Source organism: Sphingomonas sp. GC_Shp_6 (assembly GCF_026540835.1).
Classification (GTDB): domain Bacteria; phylum Pseudomonadota; class Alphaproteobacteria; order Sphingomonadales; family Sphingomonadaceae; genus Sphingomonas.
In genome coordinates, this window is the sequence record NZ_JALNUO010000005.1 from 97,732 (window position 1) to 112,445 (window position 14,714).

Here is a 14,714-nt window from a genome sequence, read left to right on the forward strand (position 1 = left end):
ATCGTCCCCGGCTGTAAGTTGCCTGTAATTCTTCCCGGCTAATGCCCCGCCCTAATCTATGCTGCAAGTGCGCAAAGGGCCGGATCCGGGCATGTCAGAATTCCACCACCCACGGCCCCTGCCGGCCGCGGCACCCCTGGACCGCTCGCGCCAGTTGCGCTGGATCGGCATCGCGGCGGTCGCGCTGCTGGCGCTGTGGGCGATCGTCGCGGGCATCCGCCACCTGACCACGCCCGTCGAACAGACGCCGGTGGCACCGCCGCCGGGCACGTTCCGCGCGACGCCCGCCCAGCTCGCGCAGATGAAGATCGAGGCGGTGCGCGACGGATCGGCGGCCGGCACCATCCAGGCGACGGGCACGATCTCGGTGGACGAGGATCACAGCACGCCCGTGGTGCTGCCCTTCTCGGGCCAGATCGCCGACGTGATGGTGCAGGCGGGGCAGACGGTCCATCGCGGCCAGCCGCTGCTGCGCGTCGCGTCCAACGATTTCGTCGACGCGCGCGCCGCGCTCGTCACCGCGACCGCGCAGGCGGCCACCGCGCAGGCGCAGCTTCGCACCGCGCAGGACAATGCCCGGCGTCAGGAGGCGATCTACCAGACCGCAGGCGGTGCGCTTAAGGACTACCGCCAGGCGCAAAGCGACCTGCTCGCCGCGCAGGCGAGCGCCGCCAGCGCCAACGGCGCGGTGGCCGCCGCGCGCGGGCGGCTCGGCACGCTGAGCGGCGCGGCGCGGCAGACCGGATCGGGCGCGCAGGCGGTCTATGCCGCGCCGGTTTCGGGCGTGATCGTCTCGCGCGACGTGGCGCCGGGCCAATATGTCGGCGCGGGCGGCGACAAGCCGCTGATGACAATCGCGAGTCTCGCCGACGTGTGGCTGGTGGCGCAGCTCGCCGAAAGCGACGCCGCGAGCGTCAAGGTGGGCGATGCGGTGAGCGTCACCACCCCGGCCTATCCCGGCCGCACGTTCCGCGCCGTCGTCAACAACGTCGCCGCCGCGCTCGATCCCGCGACCCACCGGCTGCCGGTGCGCGCGACGGTCGCCAATCCCGACGGCGCCTTGAAGCCGCAGATGTTCGCCAGCTTCGCGATCCAGCGTGCCGGCCACGCGCTGAACGGCGTGCAGGTGCCGTCGCAGGCGGTGATCCACGAAGGGGACGGCACGCGGGTGTGGATCGTCGCCGGCCCCGGCGGCCTGCTCCGCGCGCAGACGGTGACGGTCGGCGACAGCGCGGGCGGGTTCGACACGATCACCGCCGGCCTCAAACCCGGCGACCGGGTGGTGACGGCGGGCGCGCTGTTCGTGAACGAGGCGGGCATCGGCGGATGAACCGGCTCGTCGAATTCGCGCTGCGCCAGCGCATGCTCATGCTCGTGCTGCTGGTCGGCATGATTATGGCCGGCGCGGTCGCCTTCGCCAATCTCAACATCGAGGCCTATCCCGATCCGGTGCCGCCGATGGTCGAGGTGCTGACCCAGTCCAACGGCATTTCGGCCGAGGAGATGGAACGTGGCGTCACCATCCCGATCGAGCAGGCAGTGGCGGGCATCCCCAACATCACCGCGGTGCGAACGATCTCGCTCTTCGGCCTCAGCGACGTGAAGATCCAGTTCACCTATGACGTGGGCTTCCGCGAGGCGGAACAGCGCGTGCTCGGCCGGCTGTCGCAGCTCGGCAACCTGCCGGGCGGTGCGCAGCCGCAGATCTCGCCCACCAGCCCGATCGGCGAGATCTTCCGCTACCAGATCGTCGCGCCCGCCGGCTATTCGGTCATGGACCTGAAGACGCTGCAGGACTGGGTGCTGCAACGCCGCTTCAAGGGCATTCCGGGCGTCGCGGACGTCACCGGCTGGGGCGGCAAGCTGCGCACCTATGAGGTGGTGGTCGACAACGACCGGCTCGTCGCGCACGGGGTGACGATCGCGCAGGTGCTGGGCGCGATCGGCAAGAGCGACGGCAATGTCGGCGCGCAGACGGTGAATTTCGGCACACAGGCGGCGATCGTGCGCGGCGTGGGCCTCATCAATTCGGCCGACGCGATCCGCGGCGTGATGGTCGCGAACAACGCGGGCGTGCCGGTGCTGCTGTCCGACGTGGCGACGCTGCGCATCGGCAACGCGCCGCGCCTCGGCATCGCGGGCGTCGGGCCCGACGACGACATCGTAATGGGCATCGTGCTGATGCAGCGCGGCGCGCAGTCGATGCCGACGATCGCGCGGGTGAAGGCCGAGGTCGACACGATCAACGCCGGCGGCGTGCTGCCGCCGGGCGTGCAGCTCAAGCCGATCTACGACCGTTCGACGCTGATCGACCTGACGACGCACACCGTGCTGCACAACCTGATCGAGGGCGTCGTCCTGATCTTCGTGCTGCAATGGCTGTTCCTCGGCAATCTGCGCTCGGCGATCATCGTCGCGCTGACCATCCCGTTCGCACTCGCCTTTGCGGTGCTGATCCTGACCATCCAGGGCGAATCCGCAAACCTGCTCTCGGTCGGTGCGCTCGATTTCGGGCTGGTGGTGGATGCCAGCGTCATCATGGTGGAGAATATCTTCCGCCACATGGTCGAACGCTCGCGGACGATCGAGGCCGGCCATGGCCATGCCACGCGCGCATCCCGATTCTCCGCGATCCTGCACGGCAGCCACGAGGTAAGCCGCGGCATCTTCTTCGCCGCGGCGATCATCATCGCCAGCTTCCTGCCGCTCTTCACGCTGTCGGGCGTGGAGGGGCATATCTTCGGGCCGATGGCCAAGACCTATGCCTATGCGATCGCCGGTGGGCTGATCGCCACCTTCACCGTCTCGCCGGTGCTCGCCGCGATGCTGCTGCCCGATCGGCTGGACGAGGTGGAGACGTGGATCGTGCGCAAGCTGCGCCGCGCCTATGAACCCGCCGCCGCCTTCGCGCTCGCCAACCGCGTGCTGACGCTCGGCATGGCGGCGCTGCTCGTGCTCGTGTCGTTCGTCGCGGTGCGCCAGCTCGGCGTCGAGTTCCTGCCGCATCTGGAGGAGGGCAACCTCTATATCCGCGCGACGCTGCCTGCCTCGATCTCGCTGGAGGGCGGCCAGCCCGCGGTCAACGGCATCCGCAAGATCATCGCCGAATATCCCGAGGTGGAGCGCGTGATCTCCACCCATGGCCGCCCCGATGACGGCACCGACGCCACCGGCTTCTTCAACGCCGAATATTACACGCCGCTCAAACCGGCCGACCAATGGCCCGCGGGCGTGACCAAGGACAGCCTGACCGCCGAGATCCAGGGTCGGCTGAAGGCGCGTTATCCCGGCGTCGATTTCGAATTCTCGCAATATATCGAGGACAATGTCGAGGAGGCGTCGTCGGGCGTGAAGGGCGCCAATTCGGTGAAGGTCTTCGGCCCCGATCTCGCCACGCTCCAGCAGATCGCGAGCAAGATCCAGGACGAGATGGGCAAGGTGCGCGGCATCGCCGATCTCGGCATCGCCAATTCGCTCGGCCAGCCGACCGTGCGGATCGACGTGAACCGCGCCGCCGCCGCGCGCTACGGCCTGACGCCCGACGACATCAACACCACCGTCTCGGCGGCAATCGGCGGTCAGAGCCCGGGCGACCTGTACGAGGCGGGCACCGATCGCCACTTCCCGATCGTCGTGCGGCTGCGGCCGGGCGAACGCGGCAGCCTGGACGCGATCCGCCGGATCACGGTCGGCGCGCCCGCGCCGAACGGCGGCAGCGGCATGATCCAGGTGCCGCTCTCCGAAGTCGCGACCGTCCGCCTCACCTCGGGCGCATCGTTCATCTACCGCGAGCATCAGGAGCGTTACGTGCCGATCAAGTTCGGCGTGCGCGACCGCGATCTGGGTGGCGCGGTGAACGAGGCGCAGGCGCGGATCGCGAAGAACGTGCCCCTGCCCGCCGGCTATCATCTGGAATGGGCGGGCGAGCTCGGCAATCTGACGAGCGCGGTGAATCGGCTGGAGGTGGTGGTGCCGATCAGCCTCGGGCTGATCCTGATCCTGCTCTACGCCAATTTCTCGTCGCTCACCGATTCGCTGCTGGCGTTCAGCGTGATCCCGATGGCGGTCGTGGGCGGCGTGCTGGCACTGGCGCTGACCGGCACCGCGTTCAGCATCTCGGCGGCGATCGGCTTCGTCGCGCTGTTCGGCATCGCGGTGATGGACGGGATCCTGATGGTGACGGCCTTCAACCAGGCGATCGACGAGGGGCTGCCGCGTCCCGATGCGCTCGCGACCGTCGTGCAGACGTCGCTGCGGCCCGTCGTGATGACGTGCCTGGCCGCCGCGATCGGCCTCTTGCCCGCCGCGCTGTCGGGCGGGATCGGCAGCCAGGTGCAAAAGCCGCTCGCGCTCGTCGTGGTCGGCGGCATGACGCTGGCGCCGCTGCTGATCCTGCTGGTGCTGCCGACGCTGATCGATCGCTTCTCGCGGCACGTCGATCCCGAGGATCGCGGCGCCCATGGCCGCGATGTCGGGCATCATCCGCACGGCCCCGCCGCCGGGGAGCAGCCCGCATGAAGCGCCTGTCTTTCCTGTCGCTGGTGGCGCTGACGGGCTGCACGCTCGGCCCCCGCCACGTCACGACGACGCTGTCGCAATCGCCCGCGGTCGCGCCGCAGACGATCGCGTCCGCCGCAGGCCCGGCGCAGACAATCGTGCCCGGCGCGCCCGTGCCGCCGGCCTGGTGGACCGAATTCCGCAGCGCATCGCTCGACGCGCTGGTGACGCAGGCGCTGTCGGCCAACACCGATATCGCGAGCGCCGAGGCGACGCTGCGGCAGGTGCGCGCGCAGACCCGCATCGCACAGGCGGCGGGGTTGCCGCAGGCGGACGCATCCTACCAATATGACCGCGCGCATGTTTCCAACGCGCTGTCGTCGCCGCTCGCCGATACCAACGACACGCTCTATTCGCTGCACACCGCGCAGCTGTCGGTCACCTACCCGCTCGACCTGTTCGGCGCGCAGCGTGCGCGGGTCCGTTCGGCGCGCGCCGCGGCCGAAGTCGCGCAGGACCGGCTGTTGGCGGCGCGCACCACGGTGGTCGCCAATCTGGTGCTGGCGGTGATCCAGCACGCCGCGCTGGTCGACGAAGTGGCGGCGACGCAGTCGAGCATCGACAGCAACCGCCGGATCGTCGGGCTGCTCCAGCGGCGCCAGCAACTGGGCGATATCGGGCTGGTGGATGTCGGCGCGCAACAGACCGTGCTCGCCAATGCCGAGGCCGCGCTGCCGCCGCTGCAGCGCCAGCTCGCGCATCAGGCGGGGCTGATCGCGACGCTGACGGGCCATGCGCCGGGCAGCGTCGCGCCCGACCTGCCGACGCTCGCCGCGCTGCGCCTGCCCGACCAACTGCCCGTCGCGCTTCCCGCGCAGATCGTGGCGGGCCGCCCCGACGTGCGCGCGGCAGAGGCAGTGATGCGCGGTGCCGGCGCGGACGTGAACGCCGCGATCGCCGCCCGGCTGCCGAGCATCACGCTCAGCGGCAATGCGGGCGGATCGTCCACGCGCTTCACCGACATGTTCGCCAGCGGCAATCCCTTTTACACGCTGATCGGCGGCATCACCCAGCCGCTTTTTCGTGCCGGTGCGCTGAAGGGCGCGCAGCGCGTGGCGGAGGCCGCGCTCGAAGGCGCCAAGGCCGCCTATCGCGGCGCCGCGCTGCAAGCGTTTCTCGACGTGGACGACGCGCTGTCGGGGTTGCGCAGCGATGCCGTGGCGCTCGACGCTGCGGCGCGCGCCGAGCAGGCGGCGTCGCAGACGCTTATGTTCACGCGGCGCCAGCTCGAATTGGGCGGCGTCGGCACGCTGCAGTTGCTCAACGCGAGCGCGGCCAGCGCGCAGGCGTCGTCGGCGCTGGTGCAGGCGCGCGCCGCCCGCCTGACGGATACGGTCGCGCTGTATCAGGCCACCGGCGGCGGCGTCACGATCCCGCCATCGCCGGGCGAGACGCCCCGCCCTTGAACACGTCGTTGAAAAGACCGGACTTGATCCGGCGCCGGGGCGCCATATCTCCGCCATCGCAACTGGAAGGAACATGACCATGCCACGTATTGCCACGCTGCTCGCCGCCACCGCGCTTCTCGCCTCGGGGACGCCCGTGCTGGCCAAGGGCTGCCTGAAGGGCGCCGCGGTCGGCGGCGTCGCCGGCCATTATGTCGGCCATGGCCATGCCGTGATGGGCGCCGCCGCGGGCTGCTGGTACGGCCATCACCGCGCCGCCAAGGCCGCGCGCGAGCAGCGCGCACAGTCCCACGCCCAGGGCCGCTGATCCGGTGGGCGATCGCATCGACGTCAATCGGGCGACCGCCGCCGAACTCGACGCCGTGCCGGGGCTGGCTGGGCACGGTTTCGAGATCGCGCGCTACCGCGAGGAGCGTGGGCGGTTCACCGATCTGCGCCAGCTCGACGAGGTGCCCGGCCTGTCGGGCAAGGTGGACGACGTTACCCGCGCCCGGTTGGATGCGGGTGCCCCCTGACCGTTACTCCCCGCCCTGGACCGTCAAGTCCTCGGCGGGGGTGTCGCCGGTGCCTTCGTCATCGTCTTTCGTTACCGGCGGCTGCATCGCCTCGGCCTGCGGGATATCGGTGAAGGCGTCGGCGATTTCCTGATGCTCGGGCATGGCTCGGTCCTTTTTTCGTGTCCGAGCCCAACGCCCGTCAGCGCGCGGCGATCCGCCCGCCGACGTGAAGGCCGGTCACGCTTTCGACCAGCGTCTCCATCTGCGCCTCGTTGAAACCCGCCGAGAGGAACCGGTCGATCTCGGTGAGCGGCACGGCGAAGCCGCGACGCCATGCGAGCACCGCCATGCGGCGCAGCGCCTCTAGCCGGGGATCCGCGAGAGCGGAGCGCGTGCCGAGACCGAACAGGCTGCCCATCGCACGCGACACGCGGCTGGGCTTGCCCAGACTGCGCAGCGGATCACGGCGGGCGAGCGCGATGACGCTCCATTCAAGCGGCGAGAAACCGGCCTGAACCGGGATCGCCGCCGCGGAACGGCTGCCCGAGGGACTCGCGAACAGATTGTCGAGATCGAGATAGGCCATGAGCGAGTCCTCCTTCCGTCGGTCGGCAGGAAAGCCGGCTGGCGCGGTGATGGAAAGAGCGGGTCGCCATCGCGTCCGCCGCTTCCTTACCGATCGGTATATTAACCGCTCGTGATTCCGTCAACGGCTTTTTGTACCGCGCGGAATATTTATCGCGTCGGCCACATCGCCATGGCCGTGTCGACAAGCGTGTCGAGCTGCGAACAGCTCGCCCCCGCCCCCGCCTGGATCGTCAGGCCGGCAAGCAGCGCGAAGAGATATTGCGCCAGCGCATCGGGCGTCATGCCCTCGGGCAGTTCCCCGGCCGCTTCCGCCTCGGCGAACCGGCGCAGCAACGCCGCCTGCGACGAGGCGCGCCGGGCGATCACCTCGGCCTTGATCGATTCGGCCTCCGCGCCGCACGACACCGTGGCGATCACGCCCAGGCAGCCCTTGGGATTGCCCGCGCAAGTCTGGAGTTCGAGCGCGCCGCGCAACAGCCGCTCGGCGACGCCGCGCGCGGTGGGCGCTTCCAGCGCGGTGGAGATATAGGCCAGCTTCTCGCGCTCGTAGAGGTCCATCGCCTTGTGGAACAAGGCTTCCTTGTTGCCGAACGCCGCATAGAGGCTGGGTTTCGTGATCCCCATCGCCGCGGTCAACTCGGCCATCGACGCGCTTTCATAGCCATGCTGCCAGAACACGCGCAGCGCCGCGGCCAGCGCATCATTCAGATCGAACGCGCGTGGGCGGCCCTTGAGGGCGGCCGAAGGACAAAGGCTTACCATACCGAACGGTACATAGGGTCGCACGGCGGCGGCGTCCAGTGGCGTGGCGTATGGATTGCGGGGACGGTCGCCAGCGCCTACATCCGGTGTCATGAACACCTTTCTCGTGATCCTGCTCGTGGCCGCGATGATCGCGACCGTCGTCGCGCTGGTGCGCGGCATCGTGTCGTTCCTTCAGGAATCGACCGCGCAAGTGAAGGGTGGCGAAGGGCCAAGTCAGGCGGCGCTGAAATCCAACCGGATGATGCAGCAGCGCATCTTCTTTCAGGCGCTGGCGATCCTGATCGTCGTCGTCATCCTGTTCGCCGCCGGGCGCACCTGAGCTTGGTCAAGCTCAATCGGATCTACACGCGCACGGGCGATACCGGCACCACCGGGCTGGTTGATGGATCGCGCCGCTCCAAGGCGGATGCGCTGTTCACGGCGATCGGCGATGTGGACGAGGCGAACAGCGCGATCGGCGTCGCGATCCTCGCGGTGGAGGATGCCGATCTGCGCGCGGGGCTGACGCGGATCCAGAACGACCTGTTCGATTTGGGTGCCGATCTGGCGACGCCGGGCGAGGATTTCACCGCCGACGCCAGCGCGCTGCGTATCGTTGCCGCACAGCCCGAGCGGCTGGAGGCGGAGATCGACGCGATCAACGCGCATCTGGCGCCGCTGCGCAGCTTCGTCCTGCCGGGCGGCAGCGCCGCCGCCGCGCATTTGCACGTCGCACGCGCGATCGTGCGCCGTGCCGAACGCGCCGCGGTCGCGTTGTCGGGCTCGGTGAACCCGCTGGCGATAACCTATTTGAATCGATTGTCCGATTTGCTGTTCGTCGCGGCCCGCGCGGTGAACCAAAACGGGGCTGGCGACGTTCTGTGGGTTCCGGGAGCGCAACGCGCGCCTGACAAGGCTTAGCCGTTCCGCGCGTTCGGCCTCGCGACGAGGGGTGAACATGCTCAAACCGGCCGAACTGTCCCGCTCCACGCTGGAAGCGCGCTACGCCGCGGTGCGCGCCCTGTCGCTTGCGCTCGCTGCGCCCTTGTCGGATGCGGACGCCACGGTTCAGTCGATGACCGACGCATCGCCGACCAAATGGCATCTCGCCCACACCACCTGGTTCTTCGAGACGTTCGTGCTGCGCGATCACGTGCCCGGCTACACGCTGCACGACGCGCGCTTCCCGTTCCTGTTCAACAGCTATTACGAGGCCGAGGGGCGCCGCCATGCGCGCGACCGGCGCGGCATGATCACGCGCCCGACGCTGGACGAGGTGCGCGCCTATCGCGCCGCGGTCGACGGCGCGCTGATCGCCGCGCTGCCGACGCTCCCCGAGGCGGCGCGCGCGCTGGTGGAACTGGGTTGCCATCACGAGGAGCAGCATCAGGAACTGCTCGTCACCGACGTCCTCCATCTGTTTTCCGAAAACCCGCTCGAGCCGGCGGTGTGGGCCGCGGCGCGCAAGGTGCCGGTCGCCATGCCCGGGCCGATCCGCTGGATCGCGCGCGACGCCGGGATCGTGCGCATCGGCCATGACGGCGACGGCTTCGCCTTCGACAGCGAAGGCCCCGCGCACGACGCGCTGCTCGCACCACACGCCATCGCCGACCGCACCGTGACCAATGGCGAATGGGCTGCGTTCATCGCCGATGGCGGCTATGCCGAACCGCGCCACTGGCTGGCGGACGGCTGGGCATGGGTGAAGACGCAGGATGTCGCGGCGCCGATGTATTGGGAGCGGCAGGATGGCGGCTGGACGCGCTTCGGCCTCGACGGCCGCCGCCCGATCGATCCCGCCGCGCCGGTCACGCATGTCAGCCTGTTCGAGGCGGATGCCTATGCTAGCTGGGCGGGCGCGCGCCTGCCGACCGAGTTCGAGTGGGAGGCCGCCGCCTGTGCCTTCGATCCCGCCGGCGGCAACCAGATGGACGATGCCGGCCCGGTGGAGCCCCGTCCCGCGCAGCAGGCGCCGGGCTTTTTCGGCGACGTGTGGGAATGGACCGGCAGCGCCTATCGCCCCTTTCCGGGTTTCCGCGCGGTCGCGGGTGCGGTCGGCGAATATAATGGCAAGTTCATGAGCGGCCAGTTCGTCCTGCGCGGCGGCTCCTGCGCCACGCCGCGCGGCCATGCGCGCGCGAGCTACCGCAATTTCTTCTATCCCCATCAGCGCTGGCAGTTCACCGGCGTTCGGCTCGCCAAGGATCTTTGATGCTCAAGCAGGAAATCGAAGACGGCACGGTGAGCTTCGCCGATCCCGCGTTCCGCGCCGATGTGCTGGCCGGCTTCGAACGCCGCCCGCGTGCGATCCCGGCGCGCTGGTTCTACGACCGGCGCGGTTCCGAACTGTTCGAGGCGATCACCGGGCTTCCCGAATATTATCCCACGCGAACCGAAACCGCGATCCTGTCGGCGATCGGCGCCGACCTGGCCGCGCGCGTGGGCGAGGGTCGCGCGGTGGTCGAGTTCGGATCGGGTTCCTCGACCAAGACGCCGCTGCTGCTCGAGGCGATCGCGCCCTCCGCCTATGTGCCGATCGACATCTCGGGCGATTTCCTGCGCGAATCGTCGCGGGTGCTGTCGGCGCGCTTTCCGGATCTGCTGGTGCTGCCGTTCGAGGCCGATTTCATGCGGCCGATGACGCTGCCGCGCACGATCGCGGACGCGCCCAAGCTCGGCTTCTTCCCCGGTTCGACGATCGGCAACATGACGCCGCTCGCCGCCGTCGACCTGCTGCGCGCGATGCGGGCGTCGCTGGGCGAAGGTGCGATGCTGGTCATCGGGATGGATCGGATCAAGGCGCCCGACATTCTGGTGCCCGCCTATGACGATGCGGCGGGCGTGACCGCGGCGTTCAACCTCAACCTGCTCGAGCGAATCGATCGCGAGCTGGACGGGACGATCCCGGTCGACGCGTTCCGCCACCGCGCGATCTGGAACGACGATCGCGCGCGGATCGAGATGCATCTGGAGGCCACCCGCGACGCCGAGTTCACGATCGACGGCCGGCCGTTCGCCATGGCGGCAGGCGAGACGATCCACACCGAGAACAGCCACAAATACGGCGCGCGCGACGCCCGCATCCTGCTGCGTTCCGGCGGCTGGACGCCGATCGCGGAATGGACCGATCCCGAGGATCGCTTCGCCATCTATCTCGCCGAAGCCCAGGCCGAACGCCCGGCACCCTGACCACTGGCGGATCGCCGCCCGGCGCCATACAGCGCATCCAGATCAGGAGAGATGCGATGCAATCAGTGGGTGTGATCGGCGCAGGGCAGATGGGCGCGGGGATCGCGCAGGTGTCGGCGGCGGCGGGTTACCGCGTGCTGCTGTCCGACGTGTCGCGCGAGCGCGCGGAGGCGGGCAAGGCGGGGATCGCCAAGGCGCTGGCCCGGCTGGTCGAAAAGGAAAAGATCGACGCCGCCGCACGCGACGCGACGCTCGCCAACATCGAACCCGTCGAGAGCGTCGCGGCGATGGGCGAATGCCATCTGGTGATCGAGGCGGCGACCGAACGCGAGAGCGTGAAGCGCGCCATCTTCGCCGATGTGGGCGCGGTGATGGGCGCCGATGCGATCCTCGCCTCCAACACCTCGTCGATCCCGATCACGCGGCTGGCGCAGGCGGCGCCCGATCCGGCGCGGTTCATGGGGGTGCATTTCTTCAACCCCGTGCCCGTGATGGGGCTGATCGAACTGATCCGCGGGCTGGCCACCGCCGATTCCACCGTGGCGGCGGTCGAGGATTATGCCACCAATCTGGGCAAGCAGGTGGTACGCGCGAACGACGCGCCGGGCTTCATCGTCAACCGCGTGCTGATGCCGATGCTGAACGAGGCGTGCTTCGCGCTCGGCGAGGGCGTGTCGACGATGCAGGACATCGATCTCGCCTGCCAATTGGGGCTCAACCATCCGATGGGGCCGCTGACGCTCGCCGATTTCATCGGGCTGGACACCTGCCTCGAGATCACGCGCGTGCTGTTCGAGGGCACCGGCGATCCCAAGTTCCGCCCCGCGCCGCTGCTGGTGAAATATGTCGAGGCCGGCTGGTATGGCCGCAAGACCAAGCGCGGCTTCTACGATTATTCGGGCGCGGTGCCCGTGCCGACGCGGTAGCCTTTGTCGCGGCGGTGGCGCAGCAGACGGCTGACCGCGAACGCCACCGCCGCGATGACGATAATCGCGCCGCCGAGCAGCACGAAGCGGTGATGCGGCAGGATCCGCCCGAGCAGTCGCTCGAACCCGTTGCCGAACACATAGCCGATCGCGGTGAACGCCGCGCCCCAGACGATCGCCGAGATCGCGTTCAGCGGCACGAAGGTGGCGGTCGGCACCTTGGACGTGCCGATCGCGATCGGGCTGATCGTGCGCAGCCCGTAGATGAAGCGGAAGCCGAGAATGAAGGCGATTGGATGGCGTTCGAGCGCCTCCAGCGCGCGGCCGAACGCCGGCCGTTCGCGCGCGCGCCGCACGCGCGCGCTGTTCCGGAAGCGGCGGCCGATAAGGAAGAAGAGCTGGTCGGCGGTGAACGAACCCGTGATCGCGGCCAGCCCTGCGCCGATGGGCGACACCAGTCCGTGATGCGCGATCAGCCCGCCGGTGACGACCGCCGTCTCGCCCTCGAGCCCCGCGCCCAGGAAGATGGCGGCCAGGCCGTATCGGGCGATCAGCGCTGCGATGGTCATGCGCGCGCCTTGCCGTACGCGATCGCGAATGGCCAGCCGCTTCACCCCACCCCTTGATCCGGCGCGCCCGATCCGTCACGCTCGATCCATAGCTCCTTTAGCAAACTGGACCTTCATGCGCTCGATCCTGCTCGGCACCGTCGCCCTTCTCGCCTGTGCGCCCGCTGCCGCGCAGACACCGCGCGCCAATCCGCTGATGGTGCAAAGCGATCTTCCGTTCCACGCGCCGCGCTTCGACGCGATCCGCGACACCGATTACCAGCCCGCGATCGAGGCGGGCATGGCCGCGCAGATCGCCGAGATGCAGCGCATCGCGAACGATCCCGCCGCACCCAGCTTCACCAACACGATCGAGGCGATGGAGCGTTCGGGCCGGCTGCTCGATCGCGCCTCGACGATCTTCTTCGGCGTGGTGCAGGCTAACACCAACGACACGCTCGACAGGGTGCAGGCGGCCGAGGCGCCGCGCCTCGCGCAGCATCAGGACGCCATCTTTCTCGATCCCAAACTCTTCGCGCGCGTGAAGGCGGTGTATGACGCGCGCGCCACCGCGGGGCTCAGCGCCGAACAGCTTCAGGTGCTGACGCTCTATTACGGCAATTTCGTCCATGCCGGCGCGAACCTGTCCGATCCCGACAAGGCGAAGCTGCGCGCGCTCAACACCGAGTTGTCGACGCTGGAGACGGGATTCCAGCAGAAGCTGCTCGCCGCCGCCAAGGCGGGGGCGCTGGTGGTGGACGACAAGGCCAAGCTCGCCGGGCTCGACGCGGGGCAGATCGCCGCCGCGGCCAGGGACGGCAAATATGTGATCCCGCTCCAGAACACCACGCAGCAGCCTGCGCTCCAGCCGCTGGAGGATCGCGCGACGCGCGAGCGGCTGTTCGACCAGAGCTGGACGCGCGCGGAAAAGGGCGACGCCAACGACACGCGCGCGACGATCGCGCAGATCGCGGTGCTGCGCGCGCAAAAGGCGCAGTTGCTCGGCTATCCCAACTATGCCGCCTATACGCTCTACGACCAGATGGCGAAGACGCCCGAGGCCGCGTCCGACTTCATGAAGCAGCTCGTCCCCGCCACCGCGGCCGAACAGAAGCGCGAGGCCGCCGAGATCCAGAAGGTGATCGCGGCGAGTGGCCAGTCGTTCCAGCTCAAGCCTTGGGACTGGGAGCATTATGCCGAGATGGTGCGCAAGGCGAAATACGATCTCGACCAGAACCAGGTGAAGCCCTATTTCGAGCTGAACCGCGTGCTGACCGACGGCGTCTTCTATGCCGCCAACCAGCTCTATGGCCTGACGTTCAAGCAGCGCACCGACCTCCCCGTCTATCAGAGCGACGTTAAGGTCTACCAGGTCTATGACAAGGATGGTTCCGAACTGGCACTGATGTATTTCGACTATTTCAAGCGCGACAACAAGAATGGCGGCGCGTGGATGTCGAACTGGGTCGGCCAGTCGAAGCTGCTCGGCACCAAGCCGGTCATCTACAACATCGCCAATTTCACCAAGCCCGCCGCCGGCCAGCCTGCGCTCATCAGCTTCGACGACGTGACGACCATGTTCCACGAATTCGGCCATGCGCTGCACGGGATGTTCGCCAACCAGACCTATCCGATCGTTTCGGGCACCAACACCGCGCGCGACTTCGTGGAGTTCCCGTCGCAGTTCAACGAGCATTGGGCGCTCGACCCGAAGGTCTTCGCCAACTACGCGAAAAACTACAAGACGGGCGCGTCGATGCCGCAACCACTGGTCGCCAAGATCAAGAATTCGGCGAAGTTCAACCAGGGTTATGCGCTGGGCGAGATCGTCGCCGCTGCCACGCTCGATCTCGACTGGCACTCGCTGCCCGCGAGCGCACCCAAGCAGGATGTGGATGCGTTCGAGTCGACGGCGCTCGCGTCGATGGGGCTCGACACCGCCGACGTGCCGCCGCGCTACCGCTCCAGCTATTTTCTCCACATCTGGGCCAATGGCTATGCGGCGGGCTATTACGCCTATCTGTGGACCGAGATGCTCGACGATGATTCGTTCGCCTGGTTTCGCGCGCATGGCGGCCTGACGCGCGCGAACGGCCAGCGCTTCCGCGACCTGATCCTGTCGCAGGGCCATACCCAGGATTACGCCACGATGTTCCGCGCCTTCTACGGCAAGGACCCCGAGATCGGCCCGATGCTCGTCCATCGCGGCCTTGCTGCAGGCGCGGAATAAGGCCCGGATCGACCGTCACAAACCTGTCA

The 14,714-nt window shown here is 68.5% G+C and carries 15 protein-coding genes; 11 read left to right on the forward strand and 4 right to left on the reverse strand.

Annotated features, from left to right (window positions below; translation table 11 throughout):
- Positions 1 to 91 precede the first annotated feature (91 nt).
- The 5 genes from OXQ95_RS08575 to OXQ95_RS08595 all read left to right on the forward strand — a co-directional run bounded on the left by OXQ95_RS08575 (position 92) and on the right by OXQ95_RS08595 (position 6,478).
- The gene (locus tag OXQ95_RS08575) at positions 92 to 1,330 is read left to right on the forward strand and encodes an efflux RND transporter periplasmic adaptor subunit (protein ID WP_267381188.1); all 1,239 of its coding nucleotides are present in this window, start codon (positions 92 to 94) and stop codon (positions 1,328 to 1,330) included.
- Positions 1,327 to 4,518 carry a CusA/CzcA family heavy metal efflux RND transporter gene (locus tag OXQ95_RS08580; RefSeq protein WP_267381189.1) on the forward strand — a complete coding sequence of 1,064 codons (3,192 nt, stop codon included), beginning with the start codon at positions 1,327 to 1,329 and terminating at the stop codon, positions 4,516 to 4,518. Before OXQ95_RS08575 ends, OXQ95_RS08580 begins: the two co-directional genes overlap by 4 nt.
- Positions 4,515 to 5,963, forward strand: coding sequence for an efflux transporter outer membrane subunit (locus OXQ95_RS08585; protein WP_267381190.1), 1,449 nt, complete (start codon positions 4,515 to 4,517; stop codon positions 5,961 to 5,963). Before OXQ95_RS08580 ends, OXQ95_RS08585 begins: the two co-directional genes overlap by 4 nt.
- 79 nt (positions 5,964 to 6,042) lie before the next feature.
- A complete protein-coding gene (locus OXQ95_RS08590; RefSeq protein ID WP_267381191.1) occupies positions 6,043 to 6,270 on the forward strand; it encodes a hypothetical protein in 228 nt (75 codons plus the stop codon).
- Between the two features lie 4 nt (positions 6,271 to 6,274).
- Positions 6,275 to 6,478, forward strand: a complete 204-nt coding sequence (locus tag OXQ95_RS08595) for a helix-hairpin-helix domain-containing protein (RefSeq protein WP_267381192.1) — start codon at positions 6,275 to 6,277, stop codon at positions 6,476 to 6,478.
- 3 nt (positions 6,479 to 6,481) lie between these two features.
- On the opposite strand, the gene OXQ95_RS08600 is transcribed toward OXQ95_RS08595, so the two are convergent.
- From OXQ95_RS08600 to OXQ95_RS08610, 3 genes are all read right to left on the reverse strand, one after another.
- Complete coding sequence (locus OXQ95_RS08600) at positions 6,482 to 6,622, reverse strand: hypothetical protein (RefSeq protein WP_267381193.1); 141 nt, start codon at positions 6,620 to 6,622, stop codon at positions 6,482 to 6,484.
- A 37-nt stretch (positions 6,623 to 6,659) separates the two neighbouring features.
- On the reverse strand, positions 6,660 to 7,046 hold the full coding sequence (locus tag OXQ95_RS08605) for a hypothetical protein (protein ID WP_242097191.1): 387 nt from the start codon (positions 7,044 to 7,046) through the stop codon (positions 6,660 to 6,662).
- A gap of 149 nt (positions 7,047 to 7,195) precedes the next feature.
- Positions 7,196 to 7,810 (reverse strand): TetR/AcrR family transcriptional regulator, encoded by a 615-nt coding sequence (locus OXQ95_RS08610; RefSeq protein WP_267381251.1) that lies wholly within the window; start codon positions 7,808 to 7,810, stop codon positions 7,196 to 7,198.
- Positions 7,811 to 7,901: 91 nt separating this feature from the next.
- On the opposite strand from OXQ95_RS08610, the gene OXQ95_RS08615 reads away from it, so the two are divergent.
- Genes OXQ95_RS08615 through OXQ95_RS08635 form a run of 5 tightly spaced genes read left to right on the forward strand, consistent with a single transcriptional unit; the run spans position 7,902 to position 11,907 of the window.
- The gene (locus tag OXQ95_RS08615) at positions 7,902 to 8,132 is read left to right on the forward strand and encodes a twin transmembrane helix small protein (RefSeq protein ID WP_242097190.1); all 231 of its coding nucleotides are present in this window, start codon (positions 7,902 to 7,904) and stop codon (positions 8,130 to 8,132) included.
- A 2-nt stretch (positions 8,133 to 8,134) separates the two neighbouring features.
- A complete protein-coding gene (locus OXQ95_RS08620; RefSeq protein WP_267381194.1) occupies positions 8,135 to 8,713 on the forward strand; it encodes a cob(I)yrinic acid a,c-diamide adenosyltransferase in 579 nt (192 codons plus the stop codon).
- 37 nt (positions 8,714 to 8,750) lie between these two features.
- The gene (gene egtB, locus OXQ95_RS08625; protein ID WP_267381195.1) at positions 8,751 to 10,004 is read left to right on the forward strand and encodes an ergothioneine biosynthesis protein EgtB; all 1,254 of its coding nucleotides are present in this window, start codon (positions 8,751 to 8,753) and stop codon (positions 10,002 to 10,004) included.
- Positions 10,004 to 10,981 carry an L-histidine N(alpha)-methyltransferase gene (egtD, locus tag OXQ95_RS08630; RefSeq protein WP_267381196.1) on the forward strand — a complete coding sequence of 326 codons (978 nt, stop codon included), beginning with the start codon at positions 10,004 to 10,006 and terminating at the stop codon, positions 10,979 to 10,981. The genes egtB and egtD overlap by 1 nt, the downstream gene beginning before the upstream one ends.
- Before the next feature lie 56 nt (positions 10,982 to 11,037).
- Positions 11,038 to 11,907 carry a 3-hydroxyacyl-CoA dehydrogenase NAD-binding domain-containing protein gene (locus OXQ95_RS08635; RefSeq protein ID WP_267381197.1) on the forward strand — a complete coding sequence of 290 codons (870 nt, stop codon included), beginning with the start codon at positions 11,038 to 11,040 and terminating at the stop codon, positions 11,905 to 11,907.
- Here OXQ95_RS08635 and OXQ95_RS08640 read toward each other — a convergent pair.
- Positions 11,874 to 12,476: a DedA family protein gene (locus tag OXQ95_RS08640; RefSeq protein ID WP_242097185.1), complete on the reverse strand. Its 603-nt coding sequence runs from the start codon at positions 12,474 to 12,476 to the stop codon at positions 11,874 to 11,876. The two genes, OXQ95_RS08635 and OXQ95_RS08640, sit on opposite strands and share 34 nt — an antisense overlap.
- Positions 12,477 to 12,591: 115 nt before the next feature.
- Here OXQ95_RS08640 and OXQ95_RS08645 point away from each other — a divergent pair, with 115 nt between their 5' ends.
- Positions 12,592 to 14,685: a M3 family metallopeptidase gene (locus OXQ95_RS08645; protein WP_267381198.1), complete on the forward strand. Its 2,094-nt coding sequence runs from the start codon at positions 12,592 to 12,594 to the stop codon at positions 14,683 to 14,685.
- The last annotated feature ends 29 nt before the right edge of the window (positions 14,686 to 14,714 follow it).